This window comes from Rhodococcus sp. JVH1 (assembly GCF_000280725.2).
Classification (GTDB): domain Bacteria; phylum Actinomycetota; class Actinomycetes; order Mycobacteriales; family Mycobacteriaceae; genus Rhodococcus_F; species Rhodococcus_F jostii_A.
In genome coordinates this window covers 2,801,521-2,820,678 of the sequence record NZ_CP166289.1, presented here as the reverse complement: position 1 = coordinate 2,820,678, position 19,158 = coordinate 2,801,521, and the positions used below count along the sequence as shown (strand labels likewise).

Annotated in this window: 17 protein-coding genes; 14 read left to right on the top strand and 3 right to left on the bottom strand. The window is 67.1% G+C overall.

The features are described from left to right. Positions 1-8 precede the first annotated feature (8 nt). From JVH1_RS12750 to JVH1_RS12705, 10 genes are all read left to right on the top strand, one after another. Positions 9-1,184 (top strand): MCE family protein, encoded by a 1,176-nt coding sequence (locus JVH1_RS12750; protein ID WP_009477765.1) that lies wholly within the window; start codon positions 9-11, stop codon positions 1,182-1,184. Then, positions 1,181-2,203 (top strand): MCE family protein, encoded by a 1,023-nt coding sequence (locus JVH1_RS12745; protein ID WP_083849817.1) that lies wholly within the window; start codon positions 1,181-1,183, stop codon positions 2,201-2,203. Before JVH1_RS12750 ends, JVH1_RS12745 begins: the two co-directional genes overlap by 4 nt. Before the next feature lie 2 nt (positions 2,204-2,205). Then, positions 2,206-3,261 carry an MCE family protein gene (locus JVH1_RS12740; RefSeq protein WP_009477767.1) on the top strand — a complete coding sequence of 352 codons (1,056 nt, stop codon included), beginning with the start codon at positions 2,206-2,208 and terminating at the stop codon, positions 3,259-3,261. Continuing rightward, a complete protein-coding gene (locus tag JVH1_RS12735) occupies positions 3,258-4,550 on the top strand; it encodes an MCE family protein (RefSeq protein ID WP_009477768.1) in 1,293 nt (430 codons plus the stop codon). Before JVH1_RS12740 ends, JVH1_RS12735 begins: the two co-directional genes overlap by 4 nt. Continuing rightward, positions 4,547-5,764 (top strand): MCE family protein, encoded by a 1,218-nt coding sequence (locus tag JVH1_RS12730; protein ID WP_011597043.1) that lies wholly within the window; start codon positions 4,547-4,549, stop codon positions 5,762-5,764. The genes JVH1_RS12735 and JVH1_RS12730 overlap by 4 nt, the downstream gene beginning before the upstream one ends. Further along, a complete protein-coding gene (locus tag JVH1_RS12725; RefSeq protein WP_043780908.1) occupies positions 5,761-7,176 on the top strand; it encodes an MCE family protein in 1,416 nt (471 codons plus the stop codon). Before JVH1_RS12730 ends, JVH1_RS12725 begins: the two co-directional genes overlap by 4 nt. Beyond that, entirely contained in the window at positions 7,173-7,916 is a 744-nt protein-coding gene (locus JVH1_RS12720; protein ID WP_043780911.1) for a hypothetical protein, read from the top strand. Before JVH1_RS12725 ends, JVH1_RS12720 begins: the two co-directional genes overlap by 4 nt. Then, positions 7,913-8,431 (top strand): hypothetical protein, encoded by a 519-nt coding sequence (locus tag JVH1_RS12715; RefSeq protein ID WP_009477772.1) that lies wholly within the window; start codon positions 7,913-7,915, stop codon positions 8,429-8,431. Before JVH1_RS12720 ends, JVH1_RS12715 begins: the two co-directional genes overlap by 4 nt. A gap of 2 nt (positions 8,432-8,433) precedes the next feature. Next, positions 8,434-9,258, top strand: a complete 825-nt coding sequence (locus tag JVH1_RS12710) for a nuclear transport factor 2 family protein (RefSeq protein ID WP_009477773.1) — start codon at positions 8,434-8,436, stop codon at positions 9,256-9,258. 88 nt (positions 9,259-9,346) lie between these two features. Further along, a complete protein-coding gene (locus tag JVH1_RS12705; protein WP_009477774.1) occupies positions 9,347-10,357 on the top strand; it encodes an NAD-dependent epimerase/dehydratase family protein in 1,011 nt (336 codons plus the stop codon). Here the strand turns inward: JVH1_RS12705 and JVH1_RS12700 are convergent. Both JVH1_RS12700 and JVH1_RS12695 read right to left on the bottom strand, forming a co-directional pair. Next, a complete protein-coding gene (locus tag JVH1_RS12700; RefSeq protein ID WP_009477775.1) occupies positions 10,327-11,874 on the bottom strand; it encodes a trehalose-6-phosphate synthase in 1,548 nt (515 codons plus the stop codon). The two genes, JVH1_RS12705 and JVH1_RS12700, sit on opposite strands and share 31 nt — an antisense overlap. A 33-nt stretch (positions 11,875-11,907) precedes the next feature. Then, positions 11,908-12,081 (bottom strand): hypothetical protein, encoded by a 174-nt coding sequence (locus JVH1_RS12695; protein WP_005262874.1) that lies wholly within the window; start codon positions 12,079-12,081, stop codon positions 11,908-11,910. A gap of 167 nt (positions 12,082-12,248) precedes the next feature. Between JVH1_RS12695 and JVH1_RS12690 the strand changes: the two genes are divergently transcribed. Next, positions 12,249-13,952, top strand: coding sequence for an ABC transporter ATP-binding protein (locus JVH1_RS12690; protein WP_043780914.1), 1,704 nt, complete (start codon positions 12,249-12,251; stop codon positions 13,950-13,952). Next, positions 13,949-15,697, top strand: coding sequence for an ABC transporter ATP-binding protein (locus JVH1_RS12685; protein ID WP_009477778.1), 1,749 nt, complete (start codon positions 13,949-13,951; stop codon positions 15,695-15,697). Before JVH1_RS12690 ends, JVH1_RS12685 begins: the two co-directional genes overlap by 4 nt. 91 nt (positions 15,698-15,788) lie before the next feature. Here JVH1_RS12685 and JVH1_RS12680 read toward each other — a convergent pair whose 3' ends face one another. After that, positions 15,789-16,724, bottom strand: coding sequence for a methionyl-tRNA formyltransferase (locus tag JVH1_RS12680; protein ID WP_009477779.1), 936 nt, complete (start codon positions 16,722-16,724; stop codon positions 15,789-15,791). 109 nt (positions 16,725-16,833) lie between these two features. On the opposite strand from JVH1_RS12680, the gene JVH1_RS12675 reads away from it, so the two are divergent. Both JVH1_RS12675 and JVH1_RS12670 read left to right on the top strand, forming a co-directional pair. Continuing rightward, positions 16,834-17,637, top strand: coding sequence for an alpha/beta fold hydrolase (locus tag JVH1_RS12675; RefSeq protein ID WP_009477780.1), 804 nt, complete (start codon positions 16,834-16,836; stop codon positions 17,635-17,637). A 78-nt stretch (positions 17,638-17,715) separates the two neighbouring features. Then, a complete protein-coding gene (locus tag JVH1_RS12670; protein WP_009477781.1) occupies positions 17,716-18,915 on the top strand; it encodes a sensor domain-containing diguanylate cyclase in 1,200 nt (399 codons plus the stop codon). Positions 18,916-19,158 lie beyond the last annotated feature (243 nt).

Sequence of the window (19,158 nt, the reverse complement as noted above, 5' to 3'; positions counted from 1 at the left end):
GCCGGTAGATGACTGATTCGGGTGGGAAGAAGAAGCTCGCGGCACTCGTCCTCGTGGTGAGTCTTCTCGCGATCATCGGTGTGTCACTGGCCATGTTCAACGGAACCTTCAGCGAGACCACGCCCGTCACCGTCACGTCGGATCGTTCCGGGCTGGTGATGGAACCCGACGCCAAGGTCAAGCTCCTCGGTGTCGAGGTCGGCCGCGTCGGCTCCATCGAACACGTGACGGACGGCGCCGAGCTGAAACTGGCGATGTACCCCGACATGATGTCGCTGATTCCCTCCAACGCCACCGTGGAGATCAAGTCCACCACCGTGTTCGGCGCCAAGTACGTCAACTTCGTGATGCCGGACAACCCGTCGTCCACCCCTCTTCAGGCAGGGGACGTCATCGCGTCCGACAACGTCACCGTCGAGTTCAACACGGTCTTCCAGCACCTGTCCGACGTGCTGGCGCAGGTACAGCCGGAGAAGCTCAACGCCACCCTCGGCGCGATCTCCTCGGCGCTGCGCGGGCGCGGCGAGGAACTCGGCGCCCTGCTCGAGCAGAGCGACAGCTACCTGGCGAAGATGAATCCGAGTCTTCCTCAGCTGCAGGAAGATTTCGCGAAGGCCGCGCAGGTCACCGACGTGTACGCCGACACCGCACCGGATCTGCTGCGAGTGCTCGACAACGCGACGGCCACCAGCGGCACCGTCGTCGACGAACAGGACAACCTGGATGCCGTGCTGCTCAACGTCACCGGGCTGGCCGACACGGCCAACACCGTACTGACCGAGAACGAGCAGAACCTGAACTCCTCTCTCGACCTGTTGCTCCCGACGACGGATCTACTGGCCGAGTACTCGCCCGAGATCTCCTGCTTCATCGTCGGCCTGAACAATGTGATCCCCCTCGCCGAACAGCTCATCGGTGGCAATCAGCCGGGCATCGCGCTGAGCGCCAGCTTCATGTACGGGCAGGAGCCGTACACCTATCCGAAGGACCTGCCGAAAGTGAATGCGACAGGTGGGCCGAACTGCCACGGTCTTCCCAATCCTGATCTCAGCAAGCATGCGAACTTCGTCGTGGCCGACACCGGAACGGTGCCGTTCGTGCCGTCGACGGAAGTCCAGGTGCACCTGCCCAAGGTGTTCCAGCTGTTGTTCGCGGGTGTGTACCCCGGGCAGGGTGGGCAGTGACAGTGCGAGCGACCACGGTCAAGCTGTTGATCTTCGCGACGGTGATGTCGGTGATCTTCGCCGGACTCGCCCTGGTGTTCAGCCAGTACCGGTTCAGCAGCTCCGACGGGTACCACGCCACGTTCACCGACGTGTCCGGGCTCAAGCCCGGCGACAAGGTGCGCATCGCCGGCGTTCCCGTCGGCGCCGTCGAGAAGGTGAGCATCGACGACGACAACCTCGCCGACGTCGACTTCACCGTCGACACCAAGTACTCGCTGTTCGACGGGACCAAGGCCACGGTGCGGTACGAGAACCTCGTCGGCGACCGGTACATGGAACTTCTCGAAGGCGCCGGTTCGGTGGAACCGCTACCGGACGGTGGATCCATTCCCGTCGAGAACACTTCTCCTGCACTCGATCTCGACCTTCTGCTGGGTGGGTTCAAACCGTTGCTGCGGGCCTTGGACCCGCAGCAGGTCAACGACCTGTCCCAGGCGCTGGTCCAGGTGTTCCAGGGGCAGGGCGGAACGCTCGTCTCGCTCCTCGGCAGCACGAGTTCGTTCACGAACACCCTCGCCGACCGGGACCAGTTGATCGGTGAGGTGATCACGAACCTCAACCAGGTGCTCGGCACCATCAACGACCGCGGCGACCAGTTCCGGTCGACGCTCGACCAGTTGCAGCAGCTGGTCAGCGGGCTCTCCCAGGACCGCGATCAGATCGGTGACGCCATTCCCCGCATCGCGGGGGCGACGGGCGATCTCGCGAATCTGCTCGAAGGTGCGCGGCCACCGTTGCAGAGCACGATCGCCGAGGCCAACCGCACTGCAACCCAGCTCCAGGCGGGGGAGGACGACCTCGACTGGGTGTTCCAGAATCTGCCCGACGCCTACCGGAGGCTCATCCGCATCGGCACGTACGGCAGCTTCTTCCAGATGTACGTCTGCACGGCGACTTTCAAGTTCTCCGGCCCGGACGGATCGGATCTGCTCCTCAACATGCCGGGCGGTCAGACGGCAGGGAGGTGTGCACCGTAGCCATGAAACGCGAACGTAATCCCGTGCAGGTGGGAATCATCGGTGTCGCCATCGCGAGCATGATCGTGATCGCGACCCTGCAATACGATCAGCTGCAATTCCTTTCGGGCGGAACGCAGTACTCCGCCTACTTCGAGGACGCGGGTGGGCTGATGACCGGCGACGCGGTGACGCTCGCCGGCGTCGACGTCGGGAAGGTCGCCGAGGTCGAACTCGACGAGCAGCACGTGCTCGTCACGTTCACGATCGAGGACGGCATCGTCCTGGGCGACGCAACCGAGGCGAACATCAAGACCAACACCGTTCTCGGGCGCAAGTCGCTGGCCGTCACCCCGCTCGGGTACGAGACGATGCCGGTGGGGTCGACGATTCCGTTGGAACGCACCAACTCTCCGTACTCCCTCAACGACGCGCTCGGGGACCTGTCGAACACCGTGTCCGAGCTCGACACCGATGAGGTCAACAACGCGTTGAACGCAATGTCCGGCGCTCTCGAGAACACACCGCCCGAGCTGCGTACAGCACTGGACGGCCTGACCCGGTTGTCGGAGAGCATCAATTCGCGGGACGAGACGCTGCGACAGCTGCTCTCGCGTGCCGAGAACGTGACGGGAATCCTCGCCGAGCGCAGCGGGCAGATCAACTCGCTGATCGTCGACGGGAATCAGCTGTTCGGCGAGCTCGACCGTCGCCGCACGGCGATCAGCCAGCTGATCGTGAACATCTCCGCGGTGTCCCGGCAGCTCACGGGACTCGTCCAGGACAACGAGGAGCAGATGAAACCGACGCTCGACAAACTGAACTCGGTGGTCGATGTCCTGCAGCGGAACAAGGACAACATCTCGCAGGCGCTCGACGGCCTCGCGCCGTACGCCACTCAACTCGGCGAGTCGGTCGGTAGCGGGCCGTTCTTCATGGCGTACGTCTACAACATCGGCATCGGCAACCTGCTCCAGGGGCTCAGCGACGCGGTGACGTGGCCGGAGCACCTCCCCAACGACCTTCAGGCCTACCTGCAGACAGGTCCGTCCATCGAGCTGAGGGAACCGCCGCGATGACGACGAACCCGGAGATCACCAACACGCGGAAGAAGTGGCTGATCCGCGGCGGCGTCGCCGCGGTCGTGGTGGTGCTGATCGTCGGCGCCGCAGTGATGTTCGTGCCCAAGCTCTTCCAGAACACGATCACCGCGTACTTCCCGACGACCACCGGGCTGTACTCGGGCGACGACGTCCGCGTCCTCGGTGTGAAGGTGGGGACGATCGACTCGATCGAGCCCGGCGCCGATTTCGCACGGGTGACGATGAACGTGCAGAAGAGCGTCGAGATCCCGGCCGACGCGAAGGCCGTCATCGTCGCACCCAGCCTGGTGTCGGGACGGTTCGTTCAGCTGACACCCGTGTACGCGGGTGGGCCGACGATGGGCGACGGCGCGAGCATCCCCGTGGAGCGCTCGGCCGTTCCGGTGGAGTGGGACGAGATCAAGACCGAGCTGAACAAGCTGTCGGAGGCACTCGGGCCGCAGGGCGCCGACCCGCAGGGGTCGCTCGGCACGTTCATCGACACCGCCGCCGACAATCTCGACGGCAACGGAGAGTCGTTGCGGAACACGCTGCGGGAACTGTCGGAGACCATGCGGACCCTGTCCGACGGTCGGACCGACCTGTTCTCCACCATCCGCAACCTGCAGACGTTCGTGGCGGCTCTGTCGTCGAGCAACGAGCAGATCGTGCAGTTCGAGGGACGGCTCGCGTCGGTGTCGAACATGCTCGCTACCAACTCCGACGAACTCGGAACCGCGCTGAACGATCTCGACCTCGCGCTCGGTGACGTCAACCGGTTCGTGGCGGAGAACCGCGCCGCCCTCAGTGAGCAGGTCGGCCGTCTGGCGGACGCCACCCAGGTGCTCGCCGACAAGAGGCCGCAGATCGAGCAGGTGCTCCACGTGGCGCCCACGGCGCTGGCCAACTTCAGCAACATCTACAAGCCGGCGCAGGGGTCACTGGTCGGTGCGGTCGCGTTTGCGAACCTCGCGAACCCCGTGAACTTCATGTGCGGCGCCATCCAGAGCCTCCAGGCCAACGAGGCGAATCGGAGTGCGGACCTGTGCACGCAGTACCTGTCGCCGGTCCTGAACTCGCTGACGATGAACTATCTGCCCGTCCTCACCAACCCGACGACGGGAGTGAATGCGTTCCCGGATCAGATCGAGTACACCCCGCCGAGCCTCGAGGCCTCCGTACCTCCGCGGTCCGCGCCGCCGATGACCGGGGCCCTCGCCGGGATGCCGACCGTCGCCGTGCCCAAGGACCTGAACGATCTGCTGCAGCCGGGAGGTGGGCGATGACGAAGCACACACGGGTGCGTCGCGGCGGTATCGCGGCCGTGGCGATCACGTTGTCCCTCACCCTCACCGGGTGTGAGTGGGAAGGGCTGAACTCGCTTCCCCTGCCGGGCACCGAGGGACAGGGCGACGACGCCTACACGGTCGAGATCCAGATGCCCAATGTCACGACGCTGTCGCAGAACTCGCCCGTCCGCGTGAACGACGTGACGGTGGGCTCGGTGACGGGCATCGACGTGCAGGACTGGCACGCACTGGTCACCGTCTCGATCAACGGCGACGTCCAACTGCCTGCCAACGCGACCGCCAAGATCGGCCAGACCAGCCTCCTCGGCTCGCAGCACCTCGAACTGGCTCCGCCGACCGACGCCGAGCCCGAGGGCCGGCTCGAGAACGGCGACGTGATCCCCATCGAGCGGGCGGGCGCCTACCCGACCACCGAGCAGACGTTGTCGTCCCTGTCGGTGGTGCTCAACGGTGGCGGCATCGCCCAGGTCCGGGACATCACCACGGAACTCAACGCCGCACTGGACGGCCGGGAGGACTCGATCCGCGACCTTCTTCCGCAGCTCGACCAGCTCGTCACGAGCCTCGACCGGCAGCGCGGCGACATCATCGGGGCGATGGAGGGGCTGGACCGTCTTGCGGGCACCGTCAACGAGCAGAAGGCCACCCTGGACGCGGCGCTGGACGGTATCCCGCCCGCGCTGGAAGTGCTCGTCACCCAACGGCAGAACCTCACCACCGCACTGGTCGAGGTGGGCAAGCTCAGCGACACCGCGTCGCGTCTCGTGGAGAGTAGCGGCGAGGAACTGAAGGCGAATCTGGCAAACCTCACACCGGTGCTGCGTGAGCTCGCCAACTCAGGGAGCGCGTTGACCGAGGTGCTCACGCTGATGCTCACGTACCCGTTCCCGATGAAGACGATGGACAAGGCGATTCAGGGTGACTACGCGAACCTCATGATGACGATCGACATGACCAACGAACGCCTCGACAACAACTTCCTGACCGGAACCGGCCTCGGCGGATCGCTCGGCGGCGTCGAGGGCGCCGTGGGATCGCTCGCCGGGGTGGCCGGGCAGTCGGGTGATCCCCTGCAGGCGCCCCTGCAGCCGGCTCCCGCACCGCCGGTGATTCCGGGGCTTCCGCAGATACCCGGGCTTCCGCAGATCCCGGGCCTTCCGCCGCAACTGGGAGGGGCGCCGACACCATGAGAATGACGAGATTCGTTCGCATTCAGCTGATCATCTTCTCGATTCTCACCGTCATCGGGCTCGTGGTGATGTCGATCCAGTACGTGAAGGTGCCGGTGCTGTTCGGCGTCGGGCGCTACGAGGTGAGCGTCCGACTGCCGTCTACCGGTGGGCTCTACTCGCACGCCAATGTCGCCTACCGCGGCACCAACATCGGTGTCGTCGAGAACGTGACCCTCACCGGCGACGGTGTGGAAGCGAAGATGTCACTCGACAGCGACTACAAGATTCCGGCCGATGTCGACGCGGCAGTCAAGAGCGTGTCGGCGGTCGGCGAACAGTACGTCGATCTGATTCCCCGGGACGGCGCCGCCGAGGCGAACGGCCCGTACCTCGCGGACGGCGACGTGATCCCGTTGGACCGGGCCACCATTCCGCAGGATGTCGGCGAAATGCTCGACCAGGCCGACGAACTGCTCGCCAGCATTTCGGACACCAGGCTGCAGACGGTGATCGACGAGGCGTTCACGGCGTTCAACGGATCGGGCCCCGACCTGCAGCGGCTCATCGACTCGGCCCGGTTGTTCGTCGAGGAGGCCGACGCGAACAGCGACGCGACGAAGGCCCTGATCGACCAGGTCGGCCCACTGCTCGACACCCAGGTGGTCAGCAGCGACGCCATCCGGTCGTGGTCCCAGGACCTGGTGACGTTCACCGACCAGTTGCGGGCGAGCGACCCGAGCCTGCGGTCGGTGCTGGAGAAGGGCCCGGGAACGGCGCAGGAAGCCACCCAGCTGTTCCAGGACCTGCAGCCGACACTGCCGATTCTGCTGCGGAATCTGGTGAGCGTCGGCCAGGTCGGGGTGATCTACAACAAGAGCATCGAACAGGTGCTGGTCATCTACCCACCCCTGACCGCGGCGCTCGTGACGGCCGCGACCGGCGGGCCGGTGGAGGACGGCGCGATCGTCGACTTCGCCCTGCAACTGCACGACCCGCCGGCCTGCACGACGGGATTCCTGCCCCCGGAGCAACGCCGGTCGGGAGATCAGACCGACCCGATCGCAACACCGAACGACCTGTACTGCAAGGCCGCTCCGGACGACCCGGCCGTGGTGCGCGGCGCGCGGAACCTGCCGTGCATGGAGTTCCCGGGACGTCGCGCGCCGACGGTCGAGGCGTGCCGCGAGGGCTGGGAGGCGTCGGGCAACAACCCGCCGTACGGGCCGATCATGCCGCCGGATGTACCCTCGTACACAGCCGTTCCGAGTTCCTACGAAGGCGCCGCGGGTGCACCGGTCGCGGCCGTGCCCTACGACCCGGCCACCGGTAGCTTCATTGGTTCGGATGGAAAGACGTACACCCAACCGGATCTGGCGGTGCAGGGAAAGGACGCGACGTGGCAGACGATGATGACAGGTCAGCAGATTTGAGTTCCAGCACAGACGAGCGCGCAACCGACCCCGCGGAGCAGGCGACCGAGCAGACCTCCGCCGCGAAGGACCGGAGCAGGCGCAGGGCGGTCCGGCACGCCGGCCCGCCGGTGGGGGAGACCGACGCCCCGAAGCCGGTGGTCCTCGCCAAGCCGGCGGACATGCACGCCGCGCCCGACGCGGGAAAGGTGTCGACGGCGAAGGCCGCGTCCCCGGACGCTCCGGCCCCCGACGCACCGAAGCAGCGTCGTCCCCTGAAGTCGTTGCTCGTGTGGGGTGTTACCGCGGTGGTCGTCGTCGCACTGGTCGTCGCGGCGGTGGTCCTGCTGCTCGACCAACAGTCCGCACGGGAACGGGACGACCGCCGTCAGGCCTTCGTCGACACGGCCCGGCAGACGGTGCTCAACCTGACAACCATCCATCCCGAGACCGCGAAGGAAGACGTCGACCGGATCATCGCCGGCGCATCGGGTCAGTTCCTCGAAGAGTTCCAGGGCCGTGAGGATCCGTTCGTCGGCGTCGTGCGGGACGCGAATGTGACCACCGAGGGCCAGGTTGTCGAGGCCGGTGTCGAGAACGGGAGCGAGACGTCGATCTCGGCGAACGTTCTGGTGGCCGCGCGGACGATGGTCAGCAGCAAGGAACAGCCCGAACCCTCACCGCGCGACTTCCGAATGCGAGTGACCGTCAGCGACGTCGACGGCAAGTTGACCGCATCGAAGGTGGAGTTCGTCCCATGACCGACAACAACGAAGACAAGCGAAAGTTCGCCGTCACCAAGCAGACAGCGCTGAAGATCGCGGCCGCGGTGGTGGTGGTCGCCCTTGCCGTGGTGGTGGGATTCCTCTGGTACGACCACCGGCAGGACCAACTCGCGGAGCAGGCGCGCACCGAGGCCGTCGACGCCGCGGGCAAGCAGGCCGTCGCGATGCTGGCCTACGATTTCGCCGACGTCGACAACCAGCTGGCCGCTGCCGCAGACGGACTCACCGGTTCGTTCCGCGACGACTACACCACCCTCGTGCAGGAAACCATCGCGCCGGGCGCCAAGGAGAAGCAACTCACCGTGCAGGTGTCGGTTCAGGCCGCCGCGCCCGTGTCGACCACACCCGACGAGGCGGTGGTTCTGCTGTACCTCAACCAGACGACGACGAGCGCCGACGCTCCCGACGCCCGGACGTCGGGCAGCCGCGTACGGGTGTCGCTGCAGAAGGTCGACGACCGCTGGCTCGTCGATCAGCTGACCCCGGTGTAGCGGTGCCGGACCCCACGCCGACCGTAGCGGAACTACTTGCTGCCGTGGGGCGTTCACCGTCCGCGGTCGCGGTGCACGACCGCGCCGCGTGGGTCGGGCTGTTCTCGGACGGCGCTCGGGTCAACGACCCGGTGGGCTCGCGGGCACACGTCGGCACGGCGGCGATCGAACGGCTCTACGACACGTTCATCGCCCCAAACGCGATCACGTTCCATGTGAAGCGGGACGTGGTGTGCGGAATGACAGTGGTCCGTGACCTCGACCTCGAGACCCGGATGTCGACGGGAGTGGTGCTGACGGTGCCGATGCACCTGCGCTACGACCTCGTGGCGGAGTCGGATGTCGTGGCCGTCGACGGGTTGTATGCGCACTGGGAACTGTCCGTGATGATCGCCCAGCTGGCCGCGGCGGGGTGGCGGGGCGCGGCGGCGTCGGTGAAGCTGGCACCGCAACTTCTCGCGAATCAGGGCGTGCTCGGTGTAACAGGTTTTATGCGGGGCCTGCGGACCGTCGGGCGCCCAGGCAGGAATGCCGCCACCGGATTTCTGGTCGCCGTCCGCCGTCAGGACACGACCGCAATGTCGGAGAGACTCGCTCCCGGTGCGGTTCTCGAACTGTCACCGGGTGTCCCGCTTTCACCCGCTCGCTTCGCGGACAGTCTCCGTGACCTGCAGTGGAGCAAGATGATCGTGGCGGGGCGTGCCGTCACCGCATCCGTGCGCGCGGCCGCGTGGGAGGGTGTGGCCCTGCTGGAGTTCGCACACCGATCCCATGAGATCTCACGAGTGCGAATGTTCGTCGAGGCGGTCACCCCCTTCACAAAGTGAAACAAGTTCTAGTACTGTCGGGGTCTCCTGGCCGACTGCCGACGCACGATGTTGCGTCGCGGGGCCACAACCGAACGGGGAGTCGTCGATGAAGGTTGCAGTAACCGGCGCCGCGGGATTCGTGGGCAACAATCTGCTGAATCTGCTGGTCGAGGCGGGGCACGAGGTGACCGCAATCGACCGCGTGCGTTCCCGGTACGCACCCGAATACGGGGTCACGTGGGTGAACGCCGACGTCCTCGACGTCGAATCCATGAAGCGGGCGCTCGAGGGCGCCGAGGTGGTCTACCACCTGGTCGCGATGATCACCCTCGCCCAGAAGGACGACCTGGCCTGGACCGTCAACACCAAGGGTGTGCGTACCGTCGCCGAAGCCGCTCTCGCAGTGGGTGTTCGGCGGATGGTGCATTGCAGTTCCGTGCACTCCTTCGATCAGAGCAGTTGCGGCGGAACGCTCGACGAGAACTCGCCCCGGTCCGTCGACGCGTCGATCCCGGTGTACGACAGGTCCAAATGGGCGGGCGAGATCGAACTCCGCGAAGTGGTCGAGGCCGGGCTCGACGCGGTGATCTGCAATCCCACCGGGGTGTACGGGCCCGTCGACTACGGACTGTCACGAGTGAACGCATTGCTGCGCAACGCCGCTCGCGGCCGGGTTCCCGCGGCGGTGCAGGGCGGGTTCGACTTCGTCGACGTCCGGGACGTCGCCGCCGGACTGATCGCCGCCGGGGAGAAGGGCCGGACCGGTGAGAACTACCTGATCTCGGGGCACATGCTCGGCATGCACGATGCCGTGAGGAGGGCTGCGCGTGCGGCGGGTCGTCGGGGGCCGCTGTACTCGTTCCCACTCAGCGTCATCGAACGCGTGCTGCCGATCGCCGAACCGATCGGGACCCGGTTCGGCTCCGACGTGCTGTCGCGGTCCGCGATGTCGGCGCTGCTCGCGGCGCCCGTCATCGACGGCAGCAAGGCGCGGTCCGAACTCGGCTACGTTCCGCGTCCCGCCGACGAGACGATCCGCGACTTCGTCGGTTTCCTGGTGACGTCCGGTCAGCTGAGCCGGGGAGGTCAGTTCTCCCCGGTCGCGTCCTCGTTGTAGTCGGACTCGGAGGCCTCGGCGGGCGCGATCAGCGCGGGGCCGGCGGCGCCGCCGTGAGCGAGGGCGTCGAGGAAGGACCTGGCCCACCGGTCGACGTCGTGTGCGAGGACCTGCCTGCGCAGGGCCCGCATGTGGCGTCGGCCGTCCTCCTTCGGCTGGCCCAGGGCCTGCTCCATCGCGTCCTTGACGCTGTCGAGATCGTGCGGATTGCACAGGAACGCCTGACGCAGTTCGGCGGCCGCGCCCGTGAACTCGCTGAGCAGCAGTGCGCCGCCGAGGTCACTGCGGCACGCCACGTACTCCTTGGCGACGAGGTTCATGCCGTCGCGCAGCGGAGTCACCAGCATCACGTCGGCGGCGACGAAGAACGCGATCAGCTCCTCGCGGGGGATCGGCCGGTGCAGGTAGTGCACCACCGGCCTGCCGACCTCGCTGTACTCGCCGTTGATCCGCGACACCTTGCGTTCGATGTCGTCGCGCATCTGCACGTAGCTGTCGACCCGCTCGCGGCTCGGCGTGGCCAGCTGCACCATCACCGTGTCGGCGGGATCGATGCGCTGCTCGTCGAGCAACTCGTGCAGCGCGGCGAGGCGGACGTCGATGCCCTTCGTGTAATCGAGGCGGTCGACGCCGAGCATGATGTGCTTGGGATTGCCCAGTTCGTTGCGGATCTTCTTGGCGCGGTCCCGGATCGACTTGGATCGGGACTGTTCGTCCAGCTGCCCCGAATCGATGGAGATCGGAAACGCGCCGACGCGCACCGTGCGGAACCCCACCTGCACGACGCCCAGCTTGGAGCGGACACCCACGTTGCCGCGGGACGTCTGCTGACCGGCGAGTTTGCGGGCCAGGTAGAGGAAGTTCTGGGCACCGCCCGGGAGGTGGAACCCGATCAGGTCGGCACCGAGCAGGCCCTCGATGATCTCGGTGCGCCACGGCATCTGCATGAACAGTTCCACCGGCGGGAACGGAATGTGCAGGAAGAACCCGATCGTGAGGTCGGGGCGGAGCATGCGCAGCATCTTCGGAACGAGCTGCAGCTGATAATCCTGGATCCACACCGTGGCCCCGTGCGCGGCCGCCTTCGACGTGGCCTCCGCGAAACGCCGGTTGACCTCGACGTAGGCGTTCCACCAGTCGCGGTTGTATTCGGGCTTGACGATGACGTCGTGGTAGAGCGGCCAGAGGGTGGCGTTGGAGAAGCCCTCGTAGTAGTCGGCGATCTCCGCGGCGCTGAGCGGAACCGGGTAGAGCTCGAGGTCGTCCTCCACGACGGGGTCGAGTTCGGCGTCCGCGACCCCCGCCCAGCCGACCCATGCGCCCTTGTTGCGGCGCAGGATCGGCTCGAGCGCGGTGACGAGGCCACCGGGGCTGCGCTTCCAGCGCGTGGTGCCGTCCGGAAGGCGTTCGAGGTCGACGGGGAGTCGGTTCGCTACGACGACGAAGTCGGCTTGCCCGGAAACAGGATCAGAAGTCGAGCGTGATGACGATGCTGACGATTCCGAACTGGCAGCCACGGGCTTCCTTCGCAGTCGAAGTGGATGAAATTCTCAGTCGAGCTTGCTGGTGGGTCCGATTCCGAGCATGGAGAGCAGCATCCTGCACTCGTCGGCATCTTCGGCGTATGCAGCGACAACGCGCTGCGCCTGGCGGGCGGTCTCGTCGGCTAGGGGTTCGAGATCCTCGTCCGCGATGTCGTTTTCGGCGGTCGTCTTCGCGGCCATCTTTGTCCTCTCGGGCTTGCTGCTGCATCACGCGCAGTAGTTCGTATCGGCGACTCTATGAGAACCGGGCATGTCAACGCTAGTTGCCCATCGATTAGGGTTCATCTAGTTAGGGTCTGCTTACTTCGTAGGTGGGTGGGGAAGCGTCGGCATTGGGAGTTACGCGCGTGAAGACTGGTGGCACCGCAATTCTGCTTCGCACGCTCGTGCGGAATCGTGTTCGGCTGGGGATCGGCACCGTGCTCGTCTGCCTGCATCAGGTGGCCGAGACACTGGTCCCGATCTCGATCGGCGTGATCGTCGACCGGGCCGTCGCGACCGGAGACGTGTTCGCTCTCGCGGTGTGGCTGTGCGCCCTGGCGCTGCTGTTCCTGGTGCTCACCGCGGCGTGGCGTTTCGGTGCGCGGTTCATCGTCGTGGCGATGCAGAACGAGGCGCACCAGCTGCGGATGGAGGTCGCGCACCGCATCCTCGACCCGCGGGGAGTGCGCACCGACCTGCGTGCCGGTGAACTGCTGTCCGTGTCGACGTCGGACGCCGACCGCGCGGCGTGGATCGCGGACATCACACCCCGGGCCGCGGCGGCCCTCACCGCGGCAATCGGATCCGCCGTCGCCCTGCTGCTGATCGACGTTCCCCTCGGACTCGCCGTTCTGATCGGCACCCCCGTCATCCTCGGTCTCCTCCAGCTCGCGGCGCCGCTGATCACCCGCCGGGCCACCGATCAGCAGGCCGCCGTCGCGCGGGCGTCCGCCATGGCCACCGACCTCGTGAGCGGGCTCCGGCCCCTGCGCGGGATCGGCGCCGAGGTGTCGGCGTCGCGGCGCTACCGGACGTCCAGCCGCGAGGCGCTCGGCGCCACCCTGCACACGGCGAAGAGTTCCGCCGTGTTCGCCGGGGTGTCGATGACCGTCAGCGCCCTCCTCGCCGTCGGTGTCGCGGGTGTCGCCGGCTGGTTCGCCCTCGAGGGACGCATCACCATCGGCGAACTGATCACCGTCGTCGGACTGTCCCAGTTCTTCATCGAGCCGCTCGGCGTCCTGGCCGGTCTGCCCGGGTTCCTCGCCCTCGCCCGCGCGTCGGCGGACCGTCTCGCGCTGGTCCTGGACGCGGAACCCCTGCTGCCCGCCGGGTCCGGCCGAACACTCGACGGCAGCGAGCTCAGCCTGACCGGCGTGTCCTACCGGTCCCTGAGCGCGCTGGATCTCCGGGTCACCCCCGGCGAACTGCTCGGCGTCGTCGCGTACCGCCCGCAGGACGCGGAGGCGCTGGCCGCGCTGCTGTCCGGGCAGGTTCCGCCCGACCGGTACGACGGCGAACTGACGGTGGGCGGAGTGCGGCTGTCGGACGCGGATCTCGCGCAGGCCCGCCGGGCGCTGCTCGTCGAACCGCACAACGGCGACCTGTTCTCCGGAACCGTCGCGTCGAACGTGACCGCGGGCAGGCCCGGCGCCACGGCGTCCGAGGTGCAGGCGGCGCTCTCCGCGTCCGCGGCGGTGGACGTCGTCGAGGCACACCCCGAGGGCCTCGACCACGACGTCGCCGACCGCGGGTCCTCGCTGTCCGGCGGTCAGCGGCAGCGGGTCGCCCTCGCACGTGCACTGGTGGCGCAGTCGCCGGTGATGGTGCTGCACGATCCGACGACCGCCGTGGACGCGGTCACCGAACACACGATCGCGGGCGGCATCGCGGACCTGCGGCATCGCGGCTCCGCGGACCGCCAGACGACGATCCTCATCACGAGCAGCCCCGCGCTGCTGTCCGTGACCGACCGCGTCGTCGTCCTCGACGACGGAACGGTGGTCGGCGAGGGCACGCACTCGCAGTTGGCGACCGAAAACGCGAACTACCGTCAGGCGGTCCTGCGATGAGTGAACTGCTGCCCATCGCGAACGCACGCGACACGTGGGCGTGGCTGAGATCCGAACTGGGACGCCGCCGCGGCCGGAGCGTCTTCACCCTGCTGGTCGCCGCCGTCGCGGCCGGTATGGCGCTGGTTCCCGTCTACGTCTTCGGTGTCCTCGTCGACCGGGTGCAGGACGGTGCGCCGCCGTCCACCATCGGGTGGGTGGTCGCGGTGATCGCGTCCGCCGCGGTGATCGGCGGCGTGTGCGCCGGGTTTGCGTCGTTCCTGATCCGCAGCCTCGGCGAGGGAATCCTGGCGGATCTGCGCGAACGCACCGTCGACCGGGCGCTCCGGCTGCCGATCCAGACGGTCGAACGCGTCGGCAAGGGCGACCTGCTGTCGCGGGTCGGCGACGACGTCGCGGTGATCGGCAAGGCCGTCACCGACGTGGTCCCCAACCTCGTGACGGCTGTCCTGCTGGTGGTGCTCAGCATGGTCACGATGCTCGGCATCGACTGGCGGCTCGGGCTCGCAGGCATGGTCGCGCTGCCGATGTACGCGCTGGCGATGCGCTGGTACCTACCGCGGTCCGCACCGGTGTACGCCGCCGAACGCGTGGCGATGGGAGAGCGTTCGCAGGCCCTGATCAGCAGCATGCAGGGCGCCCGGACGGTGCGTGCCTACGGTCTGGAAGACAGCCATCTGGCGCAGATCAACGATGCGTCGGAAAAAGCCCGCGACCTGTCCGTCGGTGTCTTCGCACTGTTCACCCGGTTCGCTGGGCGCGGCAACCGGGCCGAGTTCGTGGGGCTCGCCACCATCCTCGCCGCCGGATTCGCCCTGGTGAACGCGGACATCGTCACCGTCGGCCAAACCACAACCGCGGCACTGCTCTTCCACCGGTTGTTCAATCCGATCGGCATGCTCATGTACACGTTCGACGAGGTGCAGTCGGCGGGTGCGAGCCTGGCCCGGCTCGTCGGCGTCGTCGACCTCGATGACGAGTCGAGCACCGGGACCGCCACCGTCCGGGAGGCCGCCGATTTGACGCTCGAACTCGCCGACGTCCGGCATACCTACGACGGCAGCCACGAAGTGGTGCACGGAATCAGCCTGCACGTGAAGTCCGGTGAACGTGTCGCCCTCGTCGGCTCGACCGGAGCGGGCAAGACGACGGTCGCGGCGATCGCGGCCGGCTCGATCGTCCCGACGTCCGGGTCGGTGCGCATCGGCGGCACCGCGCTGCCCGATCTGGAGCCGGGCGGTCTCCGCCGCCGGGTCGCCATCGTCAGCCAGGAAGTCCACGTGTTCGCCGGACCGCTGATCGACGACCTTCGGCTCGCCGCGCCCGACGCCTCCGAGGAGGACGCGGCGATGGCACTGAAGGCCGTCGGCGCCGACGACTGGGTGAACGCACTGGACGACGGCGTCCAGACCGTGGTCGGGGAGGGCGGCCACGAACTGACCGCCGCCCGGGCGCAGCAATTGGCCTTGGCGCGGCTCGTCCTCGCCAACCCGTCGGTCGCGATCCTGGACGAGGCGACGGCCGAAGCAGGCAGTGCGGGTGCGCGGGAACTCGAGGCGTCGGCCGAGGCGGCGACCCGTGGTCGCACGACGCTGGTGGTGGCCCACCGGTTGACGCAGGCGGCCGCCGCCGATCGGGTCGTCGTCCTCGAACACGGCCGGATCGTCGAGCAGGGTCCACATGCAGATCTCGTCGCCGCCGGTGGGCGCTACGCCGAACTCTGGTCGGCATGGGAGGGTCGCTGACCCCCGCAAACACGTCGGGTGAATGTGCCGTTCGGCGCTTCTGAGGCGTTGAAAGGCACATTCCCCCGGAGATGGTGTCGGCGCGGGACCGTCAGCTGAGGTAGCCGCCGCCGTGGGGGAAGAATTCGGTGCCGGCGAGTTCGGTGCCGTCGTCGAGCCGGACGCGCTGGATCTTGAGACCCTTGTTCCTGCCCATGCGGGCGTCGGGTCCGGCGACGATGACCATTCCGTCGCCTTCGTGGATGAAGACACGCCCGGGCGTTCCACCGTAATTTCCCTCGGATACGGCGGCCTTCAGAACCCGGACACGCTGTCCCTTGTAATGGGTGAAGGCGTTCGGATACGGGTCGGACTGCGCGCGGACGAGCCGTTCGATCGCGTCGGCGGGCCACGTCCAGTCGATGAGGCTGTCTTCGGGGGCACGCTTGTGGAAGAACGTGGCCTGCGAGCGGTCCTGCGGCGTCCAGTCCGTGCGACCGGACGCGATCAGCTCGAGTGCGTCGAGGGTGATCGGGCCGATCATGTCGACGGTGCGGTGGAACAGATCGGTGACGGTGTCCGTCGGCCCGACGGGCGTCGACCTCTGCAAAACGATGTCGCCGGCGTCGAGTTCCTCGTCCATCAGGTGCGCGGTGAGGCCTACTTCTTCTTCACCGTTGATGAGCGCCCAGATGAGCGGGGAGAATCCTGTGTACTTGGGCAGGAGCGAGTCGTGAATATTGAGGGTGCCGTAACGGGGAGAGTCGAAGACGTCCCGTGGCAGCCAGGTGCGCCAGTTGTTGGCGACGACGATGTCGGGGTCGGCCTGCTTCAGCGCAGCCTTGAAGTTTTCGTCCGGCTTGGTGGCGATGTGCACGGGCACCCCGTGCTCGGTGGCCAGGTCGGCGACGGAGTCCGCCCACATCTGTTCGTAGACGTGGTCGCTCTTGGGGTGGGTGATCGCGAGGACGACCTCATGGTCGGACTGGAGCAGGGCCTGCAGGGTACGGTGACCCCAGGTTTGATATCCGAGTGTGGCGACTCTCAACGCGGTCCTCCTGGACGAGCTTGTCGGTCAGCGCCGCATGCAAGCGGCAGTCAAGCCAGCTTAGGCTATCCAATCTAAACGGTGAGACCGCCCATGGAAGGAAGGCAACATGACGATCGCCACGATCAACGGGATCCCCCTGAATTACCAGGTCAAGGGATCCGGCGATTTAGTGGTGCTCATCATGGGAACCGGGAGTCCGGGACGGGTGTGGGATCTGCATCAGACCCCTGCGCTCGTCGACGCCGGCTACCGCGTCTGCACGTTCGACAACCGTGGCATCGCGCCGTCCGGTGAGAGCGTCGACGGGATCACCATGGACGACCTCGTCGCCGACACCGCGGGACTGATCGAGCACCTCGGCGGCGGACCGGCCCGTGTCGTCGGCACCTCGATGGGTGCCCGCGTCGCGCAGGAACTGGCCCTGACCCGGCCCGACCTCGTGCACAAGGCGGCGTTCCTCGCCGGTCACGCCCGTATGGACTACTTCCAGCAGACCCTCACCGAGGGTGAGCGCGCCCTGCACGACAGTGGTGTCGAACTCCCGGCGAAGTACCGGGCCGCGGTGACGGCCGTGATGAATCTGTCGCCCGCGTCGCTCGTCGACCCGCACACGGCCCGCGACTGGCTCGACCTGTTCGAGTTCAGCGGCGGCCGGACGTCGGACGGCGTGCGCGCGCAGATGGAGATGGACCGCAGCTTCGACCGCAGGCAGGCCTACCGGGCGATCACGGCACCGTGCCTGTCCATCGGTTTCGCCGACGACAGGATGATCCCGCCGTATCTCTCGCGTGAGGTGGCCGAGGCGATCCCGTCGGCCCGGTACTACGAGATCTCCGACGTGGGGCACTACGGCTACCTCGAACAGCCCGAAGTGGTGAACAAGGTGCTGCTCGAGTTCCTCGCCAACTGACGCGCCGGCACCCGCCGAGTTGTGAGTAGGGTGGAATTTCGAGCGGCTGGGGGCAATCACGGTGACGGCGAGGTTCTGATGGCGTTGGGTATTCCGCGCCTCGGGGTGGGCATCGTCCGGTACGACGTCGTGAACGGGGCCTTGTGGTGGGATGAGAAGGCCGCCGCCATCTTCGGGGACGACGGTTCCCGGCCACCGCTCGAATTGTGGCGGGAGCGGGTCCATTCCGATGACATCGGCGCGGTGCGCCGCATGTTCGGTGACACCGCCGGGTCCGTCGGCGCGGAATGCGTGTTCCGGATCGTGCTGGCGGATCGGTCGACCCGGTACATCCTCACCCGCAGCATCGACGTCACCACCGATGCGTCGGGCGCCCCTGTCGAGCTGACGGGAGTGGTCATCGAACTCGGGCACGTTGCCGGCCGGGACGCGCAACTTGCGGCGTTGCTCGATCGGGTGGGCCTGGGGTTCATGGCGCTCGACGTGGACCTGCGGATCATCTACGTCAATTCCGGCTGCCTGCGGCACGTGCGGCGGTCGCGGGACGAACTGCTCGGGCGTGTCGTCACCGAGGTTCTTCCCGAAACGCAGGGCAGCTACTTCGACGCACTGTGCCGCAAGGTTCTCGCCACCGGCCGCGAGCAGCAGACCCGGGTGGACTCGCTGTATTCGCCGGGGATGACGATCGAGGTGACCGCCGCAGCCGATTCCGGCGCGCTGGTCGTGCATTTCCGGGACGTCACCGCGGAGGTCACCGCTCAGCAGCAGGCGGAGGAGGCGCACGCTCTTCTTCTTCACGCTGCCACGCACGACAGTCTCACCGGACTGCTCAATCGCGCCGCCATCACGGAGTATCTGCAGCGTCTGTTCGAGCCCGGCGCGGGACCTGCTGTCGCATTGTTCCTCGACGTCGACGGTTTCAAGGACGTCAACGACACCCGTGGGCATCGCGTCGGTGATCGCATCCTGCAGGGGGTGTCCGAGCATTTGCGCCACGCGATGCGCGCGCCGTCCGCGGTCGGCAGGCTCGGCGGCGACGAGTTCGTCGCCATCCTTCCCGACGTCGACGAATACGACGTCGACGACGTGGTGACCCGGATGCTCGCGTCGATCACGACGCCGATCGACGTCGGCGACGAACTCCTCGTCGTGACGATCAGCGTGGGGATGGCGCGCAGCACGACGGCACGCACGGTCGACGAACTGCTCCATCACGCGGACACCGCCCTCTACGCGGCCAAGCGTCGTGGCGGGAACACCGCGGTCTGGCACCACTAGGTTGCTGGGCGGCTGCCCCCGGCATTCGAGGCCGCCACTCGTGTGCCGAACCCGCGAACGCGCGGTATGTTCGACGCGGTCGAAGGCGACGTCGGGACCGCTTCGTCGGGGTGAATGCCGGCAGCGGTGCGGGGGACACGCGTTCGTGGTGATTGAACTCGAATTATCGCTGTGATATCCGGCACCTGCGAACTTGCTGGCAACCGGCTTGTTGCTGGTGGGTAGCCTAACCTAAACTCCTTC

Excerpts from the sequence above, each read along its gene's own strand:
- JVH1_RS12670 (WP_009477781.1), top strand. The coding sequence starts at position 17,716 with ATGGCGTTGGGTATTCCGCGCCTCGGGGTGGGCATCGTCCGGTACGAC.
- JVH1_RS12725 (WP_043780908.1), top strand. The coding sequence starts at position 5,761 with ATGAGAATGACGAGATTCGTTCGCATTCAGCTGATCATCTTCTCGATT.
- JVH1_RS12715 (WP_009477772.1), top strand. The coding sequence starts at position 7,913 with ATGACCGACAACAACGAAGACAAGCGAAAGTTCGCCGTCACCAAGCAG.
- JVH1_RS12735 (WP_009477768.1), top strand. The coding sequence starts at position 3,258 with ATGACGACGAACCCGGAGATCACCAACACGCGGAAGAAGTGGCTGATC.
- JVH1_RS12675 (WP_009477780.1), top strand. The coding sequence starts at position 16,834 with ATGACGATCGCCACGATCAACGGGATCCCCCTGAATTACCAGGTCAAG.
- JVH1_RS12740 (WP_009477767.1), top strand. The coding sequence starts at position 2,206 with ATGAAACGCGAACGTAATCCCGTGCAGGTGGGAATCATCGGTGTCGCC.
- JVH1_RS12750 (WP_009477765.1), top strand. The coding sequence starts at position 9 with ATGACTGATTCGGGTGGGAAGAAGAAGCTCGCGGCACTCGTCCTCGTG.
- JVH1_RS12730 (WP_011597043.1), top strand. The coding sequence starts at position 4,547 with ATGACGAAGCACACACGGGTGCGTCGCGGCGGTATCGCGGCCGTGGCG.
- JVH1_RS12695 (WP_005262874.1), bottom strand. The coding sequence starts at position 12,081 with ATGGCCGCGAAGACGACCGCCGAAAACGACATCGCGGACGAGGATCTC.
- JVH1_RS12685 (WP_009477778.1), top strand. The coding sequence starts at position 13,949 with ATGAGTGAACTGCTGCCCATCGCGAACGCACGCGACACGTGGGCGTGG.
- JVH1_RS12705 (WP_009477774.1), top strand. The coding sequence starts at position 9,347 with ATGAAGGTTGCAGTAACCGGCGCCGCGGGATTCGTGGGCAACAATCTG.